At 73.1% G+C, this 16576-nt stretch carries 15 protein-coding genes; 11 read left to right on the top strand and 4 right to left on the bottom strand.

Annotation, left to right across the window (positions count from 1 at the left end; all coding sequences use genetic code 11):
- Positions 1–43 precede the first annotated feature (43 nt).
- The 4 genes from OHA17_RS17545 to OHA17_RS17530 all read left to right on the top strand — a co-directional run bounded on the left by OHA17_RS17545 (position 44) and on the right by OHA17_RS17530 (position 4692).
- On the top strand, positions 44–1027 hold the full coding sequence (locus OHA17_RS17545; RefSeq protein WP_398877683.1) for an ABC transporter substrate-binding protein: 984 nt from the start codon (positions 44–46) through the stop codon (positions 1025–1027).
- 86 nt (positions 1028–1113) lie between these two features.
- Positions 1114–2112 (top strand): hypothetical protein, encoded by a 999-nt coding sequence (locus tag OHA17_RS17540; RefSeq protein ID WP_406507397.1) that lies wholly within the window; start codon positions 1114–1116, stop codon positions 2110–2112.
- A 579-nt stretch (positions 2113–2691) separates the two neighbouring features.
- Positions 2692–3549: a helix-turn-helix domain-containing protein gene (locus tag OHA17_RS17535; RefSeq protein ID WP_406507396.1), complete on the top strand. Its 858-nt coding sequence runs from the start codon at positions 2692–2694 to the stop codon at positions 3547–3549.
- A gap of 135 nt (positions 3550–3684) precedes the next feature.
- Positions 3685–4692 carry a PhlD gene (locus OHA17_RS17530; protein WP_406507395.1) on the top strand — a complete coding sequence of 336 codons (1008 nt, stop codon included), beginning with the start codon at positions 3685–3687 and terminating at the stop codon, positions 4690–4692.
- Between the two features lie 35 nt (positions 4693–4727).
- Here the strand turns inward: OHA17_RS17530 and OHA17_RS17525 are convergent, their stop codons facing one another.
- Together OHA17_RS17525 and OHA17_RS17520 are read right to left on the bottom strand one after the other, a co-directional pair.
- On the bottom strand, positions 4728–5870 hold the full coding sequence (locus OHA17_RS17525; protein ID WP_406507394.1) for an NADH-quinone oxidoreductase subunit D: 1143 nt from the start codon (positions 5868–5870) through the stop codon (positions 4728–4730).
- 319 nt (positions 5871–6189) lie between these two features.
- A complete protein-coding gene (locus OHA17_RS17520) occupies positions 6190–7173 on the bottom strand; it encodes an SAM-dependent methyltransferase (protein ID WP_406507393.1) in 984 nt (327 codons plus the stop codon).
- Positions 7174–7269: 96 nt separating this feature from the next.
- On the opposite strand from OHA17_RS17520, the gene OHA17_RS17515 reads away from it, so the two are divergent.
- The 3 genes from OHA17_RS17515 to OHA17_RS17505 all read left to right on the top strand — a co-directional run bounded on the left by OHA17_RS17515 (position 7270) and on the right by OHA17_RS17505 (position 9896).
- Positions 7270–8478, top strand: a complete 1209-nt coding sequence (locus OHA17_RS17515; protein WP_406507392.1) for a sensor histidine kinase — start codon at positions 7270–7272, stop codon at positions 8476–8478.
- 91 nt (positions 8479–8569) lie between these two features.
- Positions 8570–9244: a response regulator gene (locus tag OHA17_RS17510; protein ID WP_406507391.1), complete on the top strand. Its 675-nt coding sequence runs from the start codon at positions 8570–8572 to the stop codon at positions 9242–9244.
- 46 nt (positions 9245–9290) lie between these two features.
- The gene (locus tag OHA17_RS17505; RefSeq protein ID WP_406507390.1) at positions 9291–9896 is read left to right on the top strand and encodes an AAA family ATPase; all 606 of its coding nucleotides are present in this window, start codon (positions 9291–9293) and stop codon (positions 9894–9896) included.
- A gap of 181 nt (positions 9897–10077) precedes the next feature.
- Here OHA17_RS17505 and OHA17_RS17500 read toward each other — a convergent pair whose 3' ends face one another.
- Positions 10078–11190 carry a DUF5937 family protein gene (locus OHA17_RS17500; RefSeq protein ID WP_053729129.1) on the bottom strand — a complete coding sequence of 371 codons (1113 nt, stop codon included), beginning with the start codon at positions 11188–11190 and terminating at the stop codon, positions 10078–10080.
- 163 nt (positions 11191–11353) lie between these two features.
- Here OHA17_RS17500 and OHA17_RS17495 point away from each other — a divergent pair, with 163 nt between their 5' ends.
- On the top strand, positions 11354–11581 hold the full coding sequence (locus OHA17_RS17495) for a hypothetical protein (RefSeq protein ID WP_406507389.1): 228 nt from the start codon (positions 11354–11356) through the stop codon (positions 11579–11581).
- 59 nt (positions 11582–11640) lie between these two features.
- On the opposite strand, the gene OHA17_RS17490 is transcribed toward OHA17_RS17495, so the two are convergent.
- Positions 11641–12843, bottom strand: coding sequence for a threonine aldolase family protein (locus tag OHA17_RS17490; RefSeq protein WP_406507388.1), 1203 nt, complete (start codon positions 12841–12843; stop codon positions 11641–11643).
- Between the two features lie 131 nt (positions 12844–12974).
- Between OHA17_RS17490 and OHA17_RS17485 the strand changes: the two genes are divergently transcribed.
- Genes OHA17_RS17485 through OHA17_RS17475 form a run of 3 tightly spaced genes read left to right on the top strand, consistent with a single transcriptional unit; the run spans position 12975 to position 16575 of the window.
- Positions 12975–13898 carry a Rossmann-like and DUF2520 domain-containing protein gene (locus OHA17_RS17485; protein WP_406507387.1) on the top strand — a complete coding sequence of 308 codons (924 nt, stop codon included), beginning with the start codon at positions 12975–12977 and terminating at the stop codon, positions 13896–13898.
- Complete coding sequence (gene panC / locus OHA17_RS17480; protein ID WP_406507386.1) at positions 13895–14881, top strand: pantoate--beta-alanine ligase; 987 nt, start codon at positions 13895–13897, stop codon at positions 14879–14881. Before OHA17_RS17485 ends, panC begins: the two co-directional genes overlap by 4 nt.
- Positions 14878–16575 (top strand): L-aspartate oxidase, encoded by a 1698-nt coding sequence (locus OHA17_RS17475; protein ID WP_406507385.1) that lies wholly within the window; start codon positions 14878–14880, stop codon positions 16573–16575. Before panC ends, OHA17_RS17475 begins: the two co-directional genes overlap by 4 nt.
- Position 16576 lies beyond the last annotated feature (1 nt).

Raw genomic sequence — 16576 nt, 5'->3', positions numbered from 1 at the left:
GTCCCGTTGATCCCGTGACGTCTCCTGAATGGTGAACCTTTCCATGAGCAAGATCCTGCGTACGACCGGTCTGGCACTCGGCACCCTGGCCCTGGCCGGCACGCTCGCCGCGTGCGGCGGCGACAGTCTGGAGAAGAGCAAGAGCAGTTCGAGCGGTTCCGGCGGGTCCAGCAGTACGGGCGGCGGGAAGAAGGGCTCGCTGGTGATCGGCGCGGCCGGCTTCACCGAGTCCGCGGTCCTGGCCGAGCTGTACTCGCAGGTCCTGGCCGACGCCGGGTACTCGACCTCGGTCACCACCGTGAAGAACCGCGAACTGTACGAACCCGCCCTGGAGAAGGGCGAGATCGACGTCGTGCCGGAATACGCGGCCACGCTCACCGAATTCCTCAACGCCAAGGCGAACGGCGCCAACGCGAAGCCCGTCGCCTCCAGCGACGTCGCGGCCACCGTGACCGCCCTGACCAAGCTCGCCGGGCCGCGCGGACTGAAGGTTCTGCCCGCGGGTGAGGCCGTGGATCAGAACGCGTTCGCGGTGACCAAGGAATTCGCCGCCAAGAACAACCTCAAGACCCTTTCGGACCTGGGCACTTCCAAGGCCAAGGTGAAGATCGCCGCCGGTGACGAGTGCAAGATCCGGCCATTCTGCGCGCCGGGCCTGACCTCCAAGTACGGCATCGACGTCACCGGCATCGACCCCAAGGGCGTCGGCACCCCGCAGGCCAAGCAGGCCGTCAAGGACGGGGTGGACCAGCTCGTCCTGACCACCACGACCGACGCGACCCTGGACACCTACGGACTCGTGCTGCTCCAGGACGACAAGAAGCTGCAGAACGCGGACAACGTGCTGCCGGTCGTCAATGCCAAGGACGCGGGCGGCCAGGAGATAGCCGATGCGCTCGGCAAGCTGACCAAGGCTCTGACGACCGCCGATCTGGTCGATCTCAACCGCAAGGTCGACGCCGAGCGGGCCAAGCCGGCCGATGTCGCGAAGACCTATCTCCAGTCGAAGGGACTGATCAAGAAGTAGCCGAATTTGGCGATTCGAGTAACTACAGGGGAACAGATTGACGGGCGGGGGTCCATATGGTGTCTACGCACGGTAAATTTCAGGCCATGCCACGTGGACGCCACCGTCATTCCCCTCCGCTGCACCGGCTCCTCCAGCCGTCGGCCGTCGCCGGCGTCTCGGTCATATGCGCCGGTGGCGCCTGGCTCTTCGACCAACCCACGGCGCTGCGGGCGTTGGCCGCCGCGGCCGCTGCGGCCTGCGTCACCGGCTCGGTGCTCATGCGCGCCTGGGACCGGGCCGCGGGCCGCCGCGTCGCCGAGCTGACCCGCTCGCGCGCGGCCGACCAGTGGCGCACCGAGGAGCGGATCGCCGAGCTGGAGACCGAGTTGGAGGAGTCGCGCGAGCTGCGCGGCCGCCTCGACGCCAAGCTGCGCACCAAGCGCATGGAGCTGGCCGGGCTGCGCGGCGAGCACGCGGCCCTGCTGCGGCGCTACGCCAACGCCGAGACCGAGCGGGCCAGCGCCCTCGAAGGCCGGCGTCAGCTCGCTCTGGAGGCGGGCCCCAAGGCGCTGATGCCGTCGGGCAGCACGCCGACGCCGGCCTCCTACCTCGCAGCTGCCCGAGCCCTGGAGTGCCTCTCGCTCAGCGCCGAACGCCAGGCGAAGGCACGGGCCGAGGCCGGTGCGGCCAGCTCACGCGCCGAGTCCCGGGAGGCGGAGGAGCCGCAGGGGAAGCCCGCGGCGGCTCTCGGCAGCGGGGAACACACCCGCCCGGCGGCCGCCCTCACCGCCCACCCCCGCCAGGCCGAACTGCCCGCGGCGCCCGCGCCGGTGGCCTCCGCCGTGGTGCCCTACCTCGCCCGCCGCGCGGTCCGCCCCGAGGGCCGCTTCGACTTCTTCGGCACGGCCGGCGAGCAGAAGGCGGCCGCCGCGATCGAGGCCGTACAGGACGAGGACCTGGCCGACGTCATCGGCGAAGAGGCCCTCGCGGACCGAGCGCAGCAGGGTGGCCCGGACAAAACGGTGGGCGAGGTCATCGACCTGACGGCCCATGACGAGACCGAGCAGTTGGACGTGGCGGAACTGAGGACGGCCATCTCGTAGTCCGGGGTGCGCTGGGGCTCCGCCCCAGACCCCGATGGCCCCACCCCACCCCTTCCCGAAACCCGCCGGGGGTTGGAAAGAGGTGAAGCCGGTTTTCCTGGGGCTCCGCCCCAGACCCCGTATCGCGCCTTAAGGGCGCTCGTCCTCAAACGCCGGACGGGCTGAAGATGCCAGTACTGGGTGACCACAGGGGCGCGGGGAACTGCGCGACCAGCCACGTGCGGCCCGCAGTGAACCGAAGACATCCGGGAGGGGCAGGGCCGCAGGCCCCGGGATTGGGGGCTGGGGCGAAGCCCCAGGGTTTTACGGGGGCCGGGGGCTCAACAGCCCCCAGAACGAGGTCTGCGGCCGGTACCGAGGCCGCGCATCGTGGCGAGTGTCGGTACCGTCCGCAGAGTCCGGATGCGCGGGGCAGCCGGCATCCGGGCGGGCTCCTCCCCCGAGTGGGCCCGCGCAATGATTGTCGTCGGGAGCCCCGCCGTCTTTCCAGGGGGCACGGATGCAGATAATTGCTCCGGCGACCGCACCGCGCCCCGCGACCGCCCCCACCGACCGCCCTCACCACGGAAGGCGCTCCCCTTGCACCTCGCCGCCGCCGACCGCGCCGCCCTGCGGGCGCTGCTGCGGGAGCGGCGCGCCGCCGTCAGCCCCGGCTCCGCCGGCTTCCCGCCGCGCCGGCCCGGCCCCGGCCGGCGCGCGGCCGGGCTCAGCCAGGAGCAGATGGACCTGCTGCTCGACCGTACGCCGGGCACGTACAACCGGTTCGAGAACGGCCAACTGGGCACGCCCTCGGCCGAGTTGCTGACCGCCGTCGCCACCCTGCTCAGGTTCGACGAGCAGGAGTGGACGTTCCTGTGGCGGCTCACCCGGCGCGAGACGCCGCCGAGCCCGCTGCACCGCGACTCCGGTCTGTCCGTGCCCCGCGAGTGGCAGCGGGCCGTCGACGGCATCAGTGGTGCACTGGCGTACATCAACGACGCCGAGTGGAACCTGCTCGCCCACAACCGGGAGTTCGCCGCGCTCTTCCCGGGCGGCGAGCCCCCGGCCAACTCCATGCGCTGGATGCTCCTGGACCCCGAGGCGCGCGAGGTGGTCCTCGGCGACTGGGTCAATTCCTGGGCGCCGGTGGTGATGCCGCAGCTGCGGCACGCCGTGGAGCTGCATCCGCAGAACGCGGCGCTGGCCCGCCTGGAGGACGACGTACGCCGTGATCCGGTGGCCGGGCCCCTGTACGAGGTGGCCTCGGCGGCGCCCATCGCCTACCCCGACGGAACGGAGCGGCCGATCAACCACGCGCTGTACGGCCCGGGTTGGGTGACGACGTGCGTCGCCGAGCCGGTGACGTCGCCGGGCGCCCGCGTCATGCTGCTGCTCTACACGGCGGGCGACTCGCTCGCGAGCCGCAGCCAACTCGACCCGGCATCGCTCACGAGTTGACCAAGTTTTTGGATTTGTGGGGTTGATTCTAGCCATCTGGCGTACGGTGATGATCCGCCCGTTTTCGATTTGTGGGGGAGATCGTCCGTGCCCGCTCACATAGCCCCTCCCTGTGTCGTTCTGCCGGGGAACGTTGTGACGACCGACGAGATCTGCGCCGACATCCGCCGGGCTCATCCGGAACTCCCGCGCCTGGAGGCCGTGTTGCGGGTCGCCCGGGCGACGACCGTGCGGACCCGGCACTTCACCCGCCCGCTGGGTGCGCCGACCGTGGCCGGAAAGGCTCTGGTCGAGGAGCGCAACAGGGCGGCCTACGAAGACGCGTTGGACCTCGCGGCCGAGGCGGGCCGGCGGGCACTGGCCAGGGCGCGGCTGCGGCCCGGGGACATCGACGCGATCGTCACCAGCCACACCACCTCGTGGACGGTGCCCTCCCTGGACGTCCACCTGGTCGCCGCACTCGGCCTGCGGCCCGACGTCCGGCGCCACCCCATGGGCACGGTCGGCTGCGCGGGCGGCGCCCAGGGCCTGGTCCGCGCCCACCAGGACATCGCCGCCCACCCCGGCGCGAACGTCCTCGTCGTCACTTCCGAGTGCCTGTCGGCGGCGACGTACAACCACGAGGACACCAGCCTCGAATCCATGGTCTACAAGGTGCTCTTCGGGGACGGCGCCGCCGCCGCGGTCGTCTGCGAGCGCCCCGCCTGGGCCGGGCCGGGCTTCGTCGTCGAGGACACCTTCGAGTACGTGCTGCCCGACAGCGCCGACCGCTACCGGGGCCGGCTGAGCGGCGCAGGGCTGCACTTCGACTCCACCCGGGCCGCGACCGCCGCCTTCAACGACTGCCTGCCGGCGCTGCGGAAATGGCTCGGCGACGATGCGCTCGACTTCGCGGTGGTGCACCCCGGCGGCCCGCGCATCCTGGACGACACGGCGGCGGGCCTCGGGCTCGACGGCGCGGGCGGCGCCCTGCGGCATGCCTGGGAGAGCCTGGCCGCCAACGGCAACCTGGGCGGCTCCGCGGTCCTGGACGTCCTGTTCCGCACGTCCGTCCAGCCACCGGCCGCCGGCGCCGCCGGCCTGATCATCGCGTTCGGCCCGGGTTTCGTACTGACGGCGGCGAGAGGCCACTGGTCCAACTAGGCGTGCTGGACGGCTACTTGTCGATCACCTGTCGACTACTTGTCGATGTCGCCGACGACGAAGAACAGCGAGCCCAGGATCGCGACCATGTCGGCGACCAGCGTGCCCGGCAGCAGCACGGCGAGCGCCTGGATGTTGTTGTACGAGGCCGAGCGCAGCTTCAGCCGGTACGGCGTCTTCTCGCCCTTGCTGACGAGGTAGTAGCCGTTGATGCCGAGCGGGTTCTCGGTCCAGGCGTACGTGTGGCCCTCGGGCGCCTTGAGGACCTTGGGGAGGCGCTGGTTGATCGGCCCGGGCGCAAGGCCGGCCATCCTGTCGAGGCAGGCGTCGGCGAGGTCGAGGGCGTTGTGGGTCTGCTCCAGGAGGCACTCGAACCGGGCGAGGCAGTCGCCCTCGGTGCGGGTGACGACCTTCAGGGTGTCCTGCAGTTCCCCGTACGCCAGGTAGGGCTCGTCGCGGCGCAGGTCGAAGTCGACGCCGGAGGCGCGGGCGATGGGCCCGCTGACGCCGTACGCGTGCACGGCCTCGGCGGGCAGGACGCCGACGCCGCGGGTGCGCGCCCGGAAGATCTCGTTGCCGAGCACGAGCCGGTTATAGACGTCCATGCGCGAGCGCACCGAGGCGACGGCGTGCCGGACCCGGCCGAGCCAGCCCAGCGGCAGGTCCTCCTTCAGGCCGCCGACCCGGTTGAACATGTAGTGCATGCGGCCGCCGGAGACCTCCTCCATGACCGCCTGGAGCTCCTCGCGCTCGCGGAAGGCGTGGAAGACGGGGGTGATGCCGCCGAGCTCCAGGGGGTACGAGCCGAGGAACATCAGGTGGTTGAGGACCCGGTTCAGCTCGGCGAGCAGGGTGCGGGTCCACACGGCGCGCTCGGGGACCTCCATGCCGAGCATCCGCTCCACGGCCATGACCACGCCGAGCTCGTTGGAGAACGCGGAGAGCCAGTCGTGGCGGTTGGCCAGCATCACGATCTGGCGGTAGTCGCGGGCCTCGAAGAGTTTCTCGGCGCCGCGGTGCATGTAGCCGATGACCGGCTCGGCGTGCTGGATGCGTTCGCCGTCCAGGACGAGCTTGAGGCGTAGCACTCCGTGGGTGGAGGGGTGCTGGGGGCCGATGTTGAGCACCATGTCGGTGCTCTCCGCCCCGCCCCCGATCCCGACCGTCGTCTCCGTCATGGGGGTCAGTATCCCCTGCGGCGGGGTGGCCGGGGTGCGCTGGGGCTCCGCCCCAGACCCCGGGAGCCCCTCCCCGCCCCTTCCCTGGACCCGCCGGGGGTGGGTGGGGTCGGCTGCGGGCCGTGCGTGGCTGGTCGCGCAGTTCCCCGCGCCCCTAGCAGGGTCGATGCTGGCAGGACCGAGCATCTTCAGCCCGTCCGGCGATTGAGGACGAGCGCCCTTAAGGCGCGAACGGGGTCTGGGGCGGAGCCCCAGAAGCTCCTTCACCCCCGGCGGGTTTCGGGAAGGGGCGGGGTGGGGGCTCAAAGCCGGTTGGGGGTCAAACCCGCTGGATCAGCCACCCGAAGTCCCCCAGCCCGCCCCGCGCGGTGAGTTCCGCCGCCTCACCCGCCCCGGCCAGCGCCCGCACGTACCTCGCCGGGTCCGACGACGCCAGGGACAGCGGGGGGCGGGCCCCCGAGATGCCGAGGCGGGCCAGGGCCTCGCGCTGCGGGAGCAGCTCCGCGCCCGGCAGCGCGCACGCGTCCAGGGCGACATGCGCCGTGATGTCGCACGACCCGTCCGGCACGGGCGGAACCTCCCGCCCGCCCCGAAACCCGCTCAGCGTCCCGAAGAGCGGCCGAGAACCCGACGCATGCGCATAGTCGACGGCCACGGCGACCCCCGCGTCCAGCGACGCGACCGCCCCCGCCCACGCCTCGTCCCGCGGCCACCCGATCTCGGCCCGGGAGCCCGGCTCGCTCAGCGGCCACCAGCGCGCGAGCCACTCCGCGTCCGCCCCCGACACCGGCGCCCCCAGCGTCTCGGTGCCGTCGGGCCGTACGAGGACGAGCCGGGCCACCCCGTCCGGGTCGGCCTCCGCGACGTCCACCGGCACGTTGTCGAGCCACTCGTTGGCGAAGAGGAGGCCCCGGATGCCTGAGGGGATGGAGGCGCGCCAGGAGATCCGGTCGTCGAGACCGTCCGGGCGGGCCGCGCGCTCGACGGCGTACGCCCGCACCGGGAACCCGGCGGGCAGCGCGGCCAGCACCCCGCTCAGGAGCTCCCCGCGCCCGGCGCCGACGTCGACGAGGTCGACCGGTCCGGGCCCGAGCCCGGCCGCGACCTCCGTAAGGAGGCGGGCGACAGCCCCCGCGAAGAGCGGCGAGGCATGCACCGACGTACGGAAATGCCCGGCCGGCCCCTCGGGCCGCAGATAGAACCCGCCGTCGCCGTAGAGCGCCCGCTCGGTGGCGGCCCGCCATCCACAGGGCGCCCCGGGCCCGCTCGTACCCGGGGAGTGCTGACACGTCTCATCCGTCACGGGGCCAAGTCTCCACCTTGCGGAGTACGCCGCCGGGGTCAGGATCGCCCCGGCGGTTGACCCCTGCACCTATCCGCTTTCCCTACGCTGGGTTACGTGCAGCGCCTCTACGACTTCATCCGCAGACACCCGACCGGGGTCGACACCTTCTGGGCCGTCATCCTGTTCGGGTTCTCCGGCCTGCAGATCACAGCGATGGCGCACGACCCGAAGCAGGCCTCCTGGGGCATCCAGGTCCTGGTGGCGCTCGGGATGGGCACCGCCGTGGCGCTGCGCCGCAGGGTGCCCGAGAAGATGCTGCTGCTCGTGATCGCGATGGGCCTGGTCCAGCTCGCGCTGAACGTCAATCCCCAGATCCAGGACTTCGCGATGCTGGTCATCGTCTACACGGTGGCCTCCGCGGGCGAGCGCTGGGCCTCGCGGGTCGCGCTGGTCGGCGGGCTGTGCGCGGCGCCGCTCGCGCATTTCCGGTGGATGGACACCGGCGGCATCAACACCGCGACGGAGAAGGTCTTCTTCGTCATCATCATGACCGTCCCGTTCGTCCTCGCCTGGGTGCTCGGCGACTCGATGCGCACCCGCAAGGCGTACTTCGCGCAGCTGGAGGAGCGGGCCTCGCGCCTTGAGCGCGAGCGCGAGGCGCAGGCCAAGGTGGCGGTCGCCGCCGAGCGGGCCCGGATCGCCCGCGAGCTGCACGACGTGGTCGCGCACAACGTGTCGGTGATGGTCGTGCAGGCCGACGGCGCGGCGTACGTGATGGACACCTCGCCGGACCAGGCGAAGACGGCCCTGGAGACGATCTCGATGACCGGGCGCCAGGCGCTCGCCGAGATGCGCCGGCTGCTCGGCGTGCTGCGCACGGGCGAGCACCAGGAGGCGGGGGAGTACGTGCCGCAGCCGGACGTCCAGCAGATCGAGGACCTGGTCGAGACGGTCCGCGGGGCCGGCCTCACCGTCGACTTCAAGATCGAGGGCACCCCGCGCCCGCTGCCCAGCGGCGTCGAGCTCACGGCGTACCGCATCGTGCAGGAGGCGCTCACCAACACCCGCAAGCACGGCGGCCCGGACGCGGGGGCGAGCGTGCGGCTCGTGTACTTCGACGACGGGCTGGGCCTGCTCGTCGAGGACGACGGCCGCGGCGCCGCCCACGAGATGTACGAGGACGGCGGCGCGGACGGCCAGGGCCACGGCCTGATCGGCATGCGCGAGCGGATCGGCATGGTCGGGGGCACCCTGGACGCGGGGCCGCGCCCCGGCGGCGGCTTCCGCATCAGCGCCCTGCTGCCGCTGAAACCGGCCCACTGATACCGGCCACTGATTTCCTGTACTTGTCTTCTGTACGTGCTGCTCGATTGTTGTACGCCGTGATGTTGTTCGCCGTGTTGGAGAGGGAACGATGACGATCCGCGTGATGCTCGTCGACGACCAGGTGCTGCTGCGCACCGGGTTCCGGATGGTGCTCGCCGCCCAGCCGGACATGGAGGTCGTCGCGGAGGCGGGCGACGGCGCGGAGGCGATCGACATCCTGCGCGCGACCGCCGTCGACGTGGTCCTGATGGACGTGCGCATGCCGAGGCTGGACGGCGTGGAGGCCACCCGGCGGATCTGCGAGGCGCCGAACCCGCCCAAGGTGTTGATCCTGACCACGTTCGACCTCGACGAGTACGCGTTTTCCGGTCTGAAGGCGGGCGCCAGCGGCTTCATGCTGAAGGACGTGCCGCCGGCCGAACTCCTCGGCGCGATCCGCTCGGTGCACAGCGGCGACGCGGTGGTCGCGCCGTCGACGACCCGGCGCCTGCTCGACCGGTTCGCCCCGATGCTCCCGGCCGCCGGCAAGGAGCCCGAGCACAAGCAGCTGGGGAAGCTGACCGAGCGCGAACGCGAGGTCATGCTCCTGGTCGCGCAGGGCCTCTCCAACGGCGAGATCGCCGCCCGCCTGGTCCTGTCGGAGGCCACGGTCAAGACCCACGTGGGCCGCATCCTGACCAAGCTGGAACTGCGCGACCGCGTCCAGGTCGTGGTCCTGGCGTACGAGACGGGCCTGGTGCGCGCGGGGGGCGGCGCGGTCTGACCCGATCCCGCCGAGCCCCCGGCTGCCGCCGGTACGCTCGGGCGGCATGTTGCTCTGGATCAACGGCCCCTACGGCGGCGGCAAGACGCAGACCGCGTACGAGCTCCGGCGACGGCTGCCCGGCAGTGTCGTGTGCGATCCGGAGCACATCGGCTTCGGGCTGCACCGCGCGCTGCCGCCCGAGCTGCGCACGGACTTCCAGGACCTGCGGGCCTGGCGCGAGGGCGTCCACGAGGTGCTCGACCTGGCGCTGCGCGAGGTGAAGGGGCCGGTGATCGCCCCGATGACGCTGGTCGAGCCGCGCTACTTCGAGGAGATCATCGGTCGGCTGCGCGCCGAGGGCGGCCACGAGGTGCGCCACTTCGCGCTGCTGGCGGAGCGCCGGCTCGTACTGCGCCGGCTCAGCGAGCGGGGCCTCGGGCGGGGCCTCAAGCGGGACAGCTTCGCCGTCCGGCACCTGGACCTCTGCCTGGAGCGGCTGAGCGGCCCCGAGTTCGCCGAGCACATCCACACCGATGAGCTGACGGTCCCTCAGGTAGCCGACCGGGTCGCCACGTCGGCCGGGCTGCGGCCCCTGCCCAACACCGACGGCGCCCTGCGGCACCGCCTGCGCCGCACCCGCATCGGCCTCCGCCACATCCGCTTCGACTGAGGCGGGCCCATTCACCCAAGGCGCTTCCGCGACCGGGCAGCGCCGGGTCTCCTACAGGGGCGCGGGGAACTGCGCGAGCAACCGCCCACGACCCGCAGCCGAAAGAGGGTTCAGGGGGGCGCGGGGAACTGCGCAAAGCCCCCCGACGGCCAGCAGTCGAATGCCTCCCACCCTGCCGGGGCTACCGCAGCACCCCCTCCAGGAAGTCGCTCCCCAAGCGGGCCACGACCGTCAGGTCGAGCTGGTGCAGCACGTACCGGCCGCGGCGCCGCGTCGTGATGAGCCCCGCCTTCTTCAGGACGGCCAAGTGGCGGGAGACCTCCGGCGCAGTGATCCCGTGTGAGTCGGCGAGCTCGCTCGTCGTGTACGGGGAGCGGGCCAGGTTGCGGCACAGGCGCATCCGCATGGGGTGGGCCAGGGCCTCCATCCGCAGTTTGAGGATCTCGACCGAGGCCGGCGAGGGCAGTTCGGGCCCGTGCACCGGGTAGTGGATCACCGGCCGCCAGCCCGGCGCGTGCAGCACCATCAGGTGCGGCCAGCCGAACGAGGTGGGCACGAAGGTGAGCCCCGCGCCGGGCTCGGGGTCGGTGGCGGTCGTGCGGCCCTCGGTCAGCTTGTCCACGCTGATCCGCGTCCCGCCCTCGTCCAGGCTGAGCGCGGCCGACACCGAGGCGACGGCCTCGTCGAGCCCCTTGCGGCGAAGGATCTCCGCCTTGTGCCGGGCGTCGGTGGCCAGTTGGACCCGAACCCGCTGCCAGGTGTCCGCGAAGAAGGCCTGCTCGCAGTCCTCGAACAGGCGCCGCAACCAGGCCCGTATGGAGTCCGGGTCGCTCAACAGGCGCTGGGCGAACTCCACTTGGCGCGGACCCCGGACCGCCGCCATCTCCAGGGCGCGCGCCCGCATCGCCGGGTCGTGCAGCGGGGACGGCGTCTTGACCGTGTACAGGCTGGAGCAGGTGAACTCCAGGGCGGCGGAGGCGAACCGCTCGTCGGGGAGGCGGTCGAGCAGGTCGAGGTCCTCGGCGAGCGTCGAGCCGGGGCTGCCGTCCCCGCCGGGGATGCCCGCGAACGGCATGAACACGTCGGAGAACGTGTTGCGCCACAGGAACTCGGCCTCGTGCAGCCGGTCCGCGAGGTCGGGCTTCAGGGCGGCCGCGGTCGCCGTGACCCAGCCGTGCAGGCCCGGGTGGTGGCCGGGCTCGGAGAGCGCGTGCAGGGCCAGGCCCAGCTCGGCCAGCGGCGAGACGGCGAAGCCGATGCGCTCGGGCGGCAGGCCCGTGATGTCGATGGTCACGCTCATGGGCCCATGGTGCACCGCGGCACTGACAGAGCGGCCGCCGATTGACGGTCCTGGTCAATCGACGGCGCTGGTCAGGGCCTCAGGCGCCCCGGGCTCCCATTTGACGCGGCTCGTCAATCGGCGCGACGCCCGGCCGGAACAGGTTCACCGTGGAGGCATGGACGTGATGCAGCAGCACATGATCGACAGCTACCGCGCGGCCCGGCTCGGCGCGCCCGCCCCGCCGGTGCCGGGCACCCACGACGTGGCGGTCCTGCGTGGGATGCGGGACTACCGCCGCTTCGAGGCGGTCCTGGCGGGCCGGCTCGCCACGGGCCGGCTGCGGGCGGCCCTGGCCCACCTGTTCGCCCACCACCCCCGGAACCACCCGCCCGCCTGCCGCTGAGCGGGCGCCCTTCCCAGCCGCTGCCCGGGACTCCGGTCGGCGCACGCCCGAGACCTCCGCTACGGCAGCAGCCGTACGAACTCCGCCACCGCGGCCCGTACGTCCTCGGCGCTCCACGCGAGGCCCGGGGCGTTCACCGTGACCTCGGTGACGGCCAGGCCCGCGGGGCCCGAGGGGCTCGGGAACCAGCGGCGGAACAGGCAGACGCCGCTCTCCTCGGCCTGCCGCAGGGAGGCGGCGTTGAGCACCTCGGTGTCGTACGGCAGCCACACCTGGAACTGGTGGGTGTGCGGCGGCTCGGGATGCACCCGGAACCACGGCACGCCCGCCTCGGCGAGGCCTTCCTTCACAGCCGCGGCCACGACCTTGGCGTGGGCCACGTACGAGGGGAGCTCGGGCAGTTCCTTGCGCAGGCCGAGCAGGCCCGCCAGAGCGGCGGGGAACTGCTGGAAGAGCTGGCCGCCGTAGCGGTGGCGCCAGGTGCGGGCCTCGGCGATCAGCGACTCGGAGCCGACCAGGACGGCGCCGGACAGGCCGCCCAGCGTCTTGTAGAAGGACACGTACACGCTGTCCGCGAGGCCCGCGATCTCCCGTAGGGGACGGCCGAAGTGGGCGGTGGTCTCCCAGATCCGGGCGCCGTCGAAGTGCACCACGGCGTCCCGCTCGCGGGCCGCCTCCACTACGGCGACGAGCTCGTCCCAAGTGGGCAGGGCATACCCCGCGTCGCGCAGCGGAAGCTCCAGCATCAGAGTGCCGAACGGCTCCTCGAAGCCCAGCACCTCTTCCGCGTTGGGCAGCCTCGGCTCGTCCGTCGGGTGGACCGTACGCAAGCCGCTGAGCCGGCCGAACGCCTGGCGTTCATGCACTTCGGGGTGGGCGAGCGGGTGCAGGGCGACCGTGGGGCTGCCGGTGCGGGCCGCCCAGCAGCGCAGCGCGACCTGCTGGGCCATCGTGCCGGTGGGGAAGAAGGCGGCGGCCGGGAAGCCGAGCTCCTCGGCGGTGCGGCGCTCCAGCTCGGTCACCGCGCCGTTGCCGTAGATGTCGGCGAACTCGTCCAGGTCGTAGACCTCGGCGCCGTCGGCCAGAAGGGCCGTCAGGCGCTCCGCGAGGGTGTGGTCGACCGGGTGCTCAGCCAGCGTGCGCTTGGCGCTCCTGAAGACGGCCAGGCGGCGCTGGTGGGCCTGATCCGGGGTTTCCTCCGGTGCCCCGCCCGGGGTGTCGGCGGGTGATTCGGGGAGGGAATTCCGATGGGTTTCTGCCATGGGGCGATGATCGCCCACACCCTGTGGACAACCAAGGGGGTTTCCGGGGCCTGGGCGTAGCATGACGGGGCCGTTTGATTTTGGTTTGGCGTCCGGTACCCCTCGCGGACTGGAACGGAAGGCCCCACCGCGTGAACGCACCACCAGAGCACCGCCACGAACACAGCCCGGCGGACCGCCCCGCCCGCCTCACTGTGGGCGTCGTCGGCGCGGGCCGGGTCGGCCCCGCGCTCGCCGCGTCCCTCCAGCTGGCCGGGCACCGCCCGGTCGCGGTCTCCGGCGTCTCCGACGCGTCGGTGCGCAGGGCCGCGACCCTGCTGCCCGACGTGCCGCTGGTCCCGCCCGCCGAGGTCCTCCGGCGCGCCGACCTCGTCCTGCTGACCGTCCCCGACGACGCGCTGCCGGGCCTCGTCGAGGGGCTCGCCGAGACCGGCGCGATCCGGCCGGGCCAGCTCCTGGTGCATACCTCCGGGCGGTACGGCACGGCTGTCCTGGACCCGGCCCGGCGGGCCGGCGCGCTCCCCCTCGCGCTGCACCCGGCGATGACGTTCACCGGCACCGGCGTGGACGTCCAGCGCCTGGCCGGCTGCTCGTTCGGCGTGACCGCCCCCGAGGAGCTGCGCCTCGCCGCCGAGGCGCTGGTCATCGAGATGGGCGGCGAGCCCGAGTGGATCGAGGAGGCGAACCGCCCGCTCTACCACGCGGCCCTCGCCCTCGGCGCGAACCACCTGGTCACGCTGGTCGCCCAGTCCATGGAGCTCCTCGGCCAGGCCGGCGTCGCCGCCCCCGACCGGATGCTCGGCCCGCTGCTCGGCGCGGCCCTCGACAACGCCCTGCGCTCGGGCGACGCGGCGCTGACCGGACCGGTCGCGCGCGGCGACGCCGGCACGGTCGCCGCCCACGTGGCCGAGCTGCGCAAGCACGCGCCGGGCACGGTCGCCGGATACCTCGCGATGGCCCGTACGACCGCCGACCGGGCGCTCGCCCACGGACTGCTCAAGCCCGAGCTCGCCCAGGACCTGCTCGGGGTGCTCGCCGAAGGAGACGACAGATGACCGCCCTGGTGCGTACGGCCGCGGAGCTCGCGGCCCTGGAGCGGACCGGCCGCCGGGCCGTCGTCATGACCATGGGCGCGCTCCACGAGGGCCACGCCACCCTGATCCGTACCGCCCGGCAGCTGGCCGGTCCCGACGGGCAGGTCGTGGTCACGGTGTTCGTCAACCCGCTGCAGTTCGGCGCGGGCGAGGACCTGGACCGCTATCCGCGCACCCTGGACGCGGACCGCGCGATCGCCGAACGCGAGGGCGCCGACGTGGTGTTCGCGCCCTCCGTCGAGGAGGTTTATCCCGGCGGCGAGCCCCAAGTGCGCGTCACCGCGGGCCCCATGGGCGAGCTCCTGGAGGGCGCCGTGCGGCCCGGCCACTTCGACGGCATGCTGACCGTCGTCGCCAAGCTGCTCCACCTGAGCGCGCCCGACCTCGCCCTGTACGGCCAGAAGGACGCCCAGCAGCTGGTGCTGATCCGGCGCATGGTGCGCGATCTGAACTTCCCCGTGGAGATCGTCGGCGTGCCGACGGTCCGCGAGGACGACGGGCTCGCCCTGTCCAGCCGCAACCGCTACCTCGACCCGGCGGAGCGGACCGCGGCCCGTGCCCTGTCCCGCGCGCTGTTCGCGGCCCGCGACCGGCTCGCCGCCGAGCACGCCCTGCACGCGCGGGCCGCCGCCGGCGGCGCGGTCTCGGGCCGGGCCGACGCGCTCACCGCGATCGGCGAGGCCCGGGCCGCCGCCGACGCCCACGCGGTCGCCGCGGCCGCGCCGTCCCCCGCGTCGATCAAGGCCGTGGCCCAGGGCGTGCTCGACGAGGCGGCCAAGGTCGAACCCCCGGTCGTGGTCGACTACTTGGCGCTCGTCGACCCGGCGACCTTCAAGGAGGCCCCCGAGGGGTTCGGCGGCGAGGCGATCCTCGCGGTCGCCGCCCGCGTCGGCACCACGCGCCTCATCGACAACATCCCGCTCACGTTCGGAGCACCGGCATGACAAGCACCGGAATACGGCTCGACGCCCCCGCACCCGGCTGGGCCATCGACGCGGACGTCGTGGTCGTCGGCTCCGGCGTCGCGGGCCTGACCGCGGCCCTGCGCTGCACGGCGGCGGGCCTGGCCACCGTCGTCGTCACCAAGGCCCGCCTGGACGACGGCTCGACGCGCTGGGCGCAGGGCGGCATAGCGGCCGCCCTCGGCGAGGGCGACACCCCCGAGCAGCACCTGGACGACACCCTGGTGGCCGGCGCGGGCCTGTGCGACGAGGACGCGGTACGCCTCCTGGTCACCGAAGGCCCGGACGCCGTACGGCGGTTGATCACCACCGGCGCCCACTTCGACACCGACGACTCGGGCGCGATCTCGCTGACCCGCGAGGGCGGCCACCACCGCCGCCGCATCGCGCACGCGGGCGGCGACGCCACCGGCGCCGAGATCTCCCGCGCGCTCGTCGAGGCCGTCCGCACCCAGGCGGTGCGCACCATCGAGAACGCCCTGGTCCTCGACCTCCTGAAGGACGAGCACGGCCGCACCGCGGGCATCACCCTGCACGTCATGGGCGAGGGCCAGCACGACGGCGTCGGCGCGGTCCGCGCGCCCGCGGTGGTCCTCGCGACCGGCGGCATGGGCCAGGTGTTCTCGGCGACCACCAACCCGTCCGTGTCCACGGGCGACGGCGTGGCCCTCGCGCTGCGCGCGGGCGCCGAGATCTCCGACCTCGAATTCGTCCAGTTCCACCCCACGGTCCTGTTCCTCGGCGCCGACTCGGAGGGCCAGCAGCCCCTGGTCTCGGAGGCCGTACGCGGCGAAGGCGCCCACCTCGTCGACGCGGCCGGCACGCGCTTCATGCTCGGCCGGCACGAGCTGGCGGAGCTCGCCCCGCGCGACATCGTCGCCAAGGCCATCACCCGCCAGATGCAGGCCCAGGGCGCCGAGCACATGTACCTGGACGCCCGCCACTTCGGCGCCGAGATGTGGGAGCAGCGCTTCCCGACGATCCTGGCCGCCTGCCGCTCGCACGGCATCGACCCGGTGACCGAGCCGATCCCGGTCGCCCCCGCCGCGCACTACGCCTCCGGCGGCATCCGCACCGACCTGCGCGGCCGCACCACGGTGCCCGGCCTGTACGCGTGCGGCGAGGTCGCCTGCACCGGCGTGCACGGTGCCAACCGGCTCGCCTCCAACTCCCTCCTGGAGGGCCTGGTCTTCGCCGAGAACATCGCGGCGGACATCGCGGCCGGTGCCTCAACTCCCGTACAGGACAAGGCTGTTGACCCAGGCCTGTCCGCCGAGCCGCACGACGGGCCCGTGCCGCTGCTCGACCCGGCCGCCCGCATCCACATCCAGCGGATCATGACCGAAGGCGCCGGAGTGCTGCGCTCCGCCGACAGCCTCGCCGAGGCGGCCGGCCGCCTGGAGGCGATCCGCGCGGACGAGCACAAGGCCGCCGTGCCGGGCGTCGAGGCGTGGGAGACCACCAACCTGCTGCTCGTCTCCCGGGTCCTGGTCGCCGCGGCCGCCGCCCGCGAGGAGACCCGCGGCTGCCACTGGCGCGAGGACCGGCCCGACCGCGACGACGCGGCCTGGCAGCGCCACCTCGTCGTCCGCATCACCCCCGAGCGGTCCCTGGACATCCGTCCCACCGCCGGCGCCACCTTCCCCCCGACCGCCGCCACCCCCCTGGAGCCGTAAC

Source organism: Streptomyces sp. NBC_00212 (assembly GCF_045206365.1).
Lineage (GTDB): Bacteria > Actinomycetota > Actinomycetes > Streptomycetales > Streptomycetaceae > Streptomyces.
This window is presented reverse-complemented; position numbering and strand designations above follow the sequence as displayed.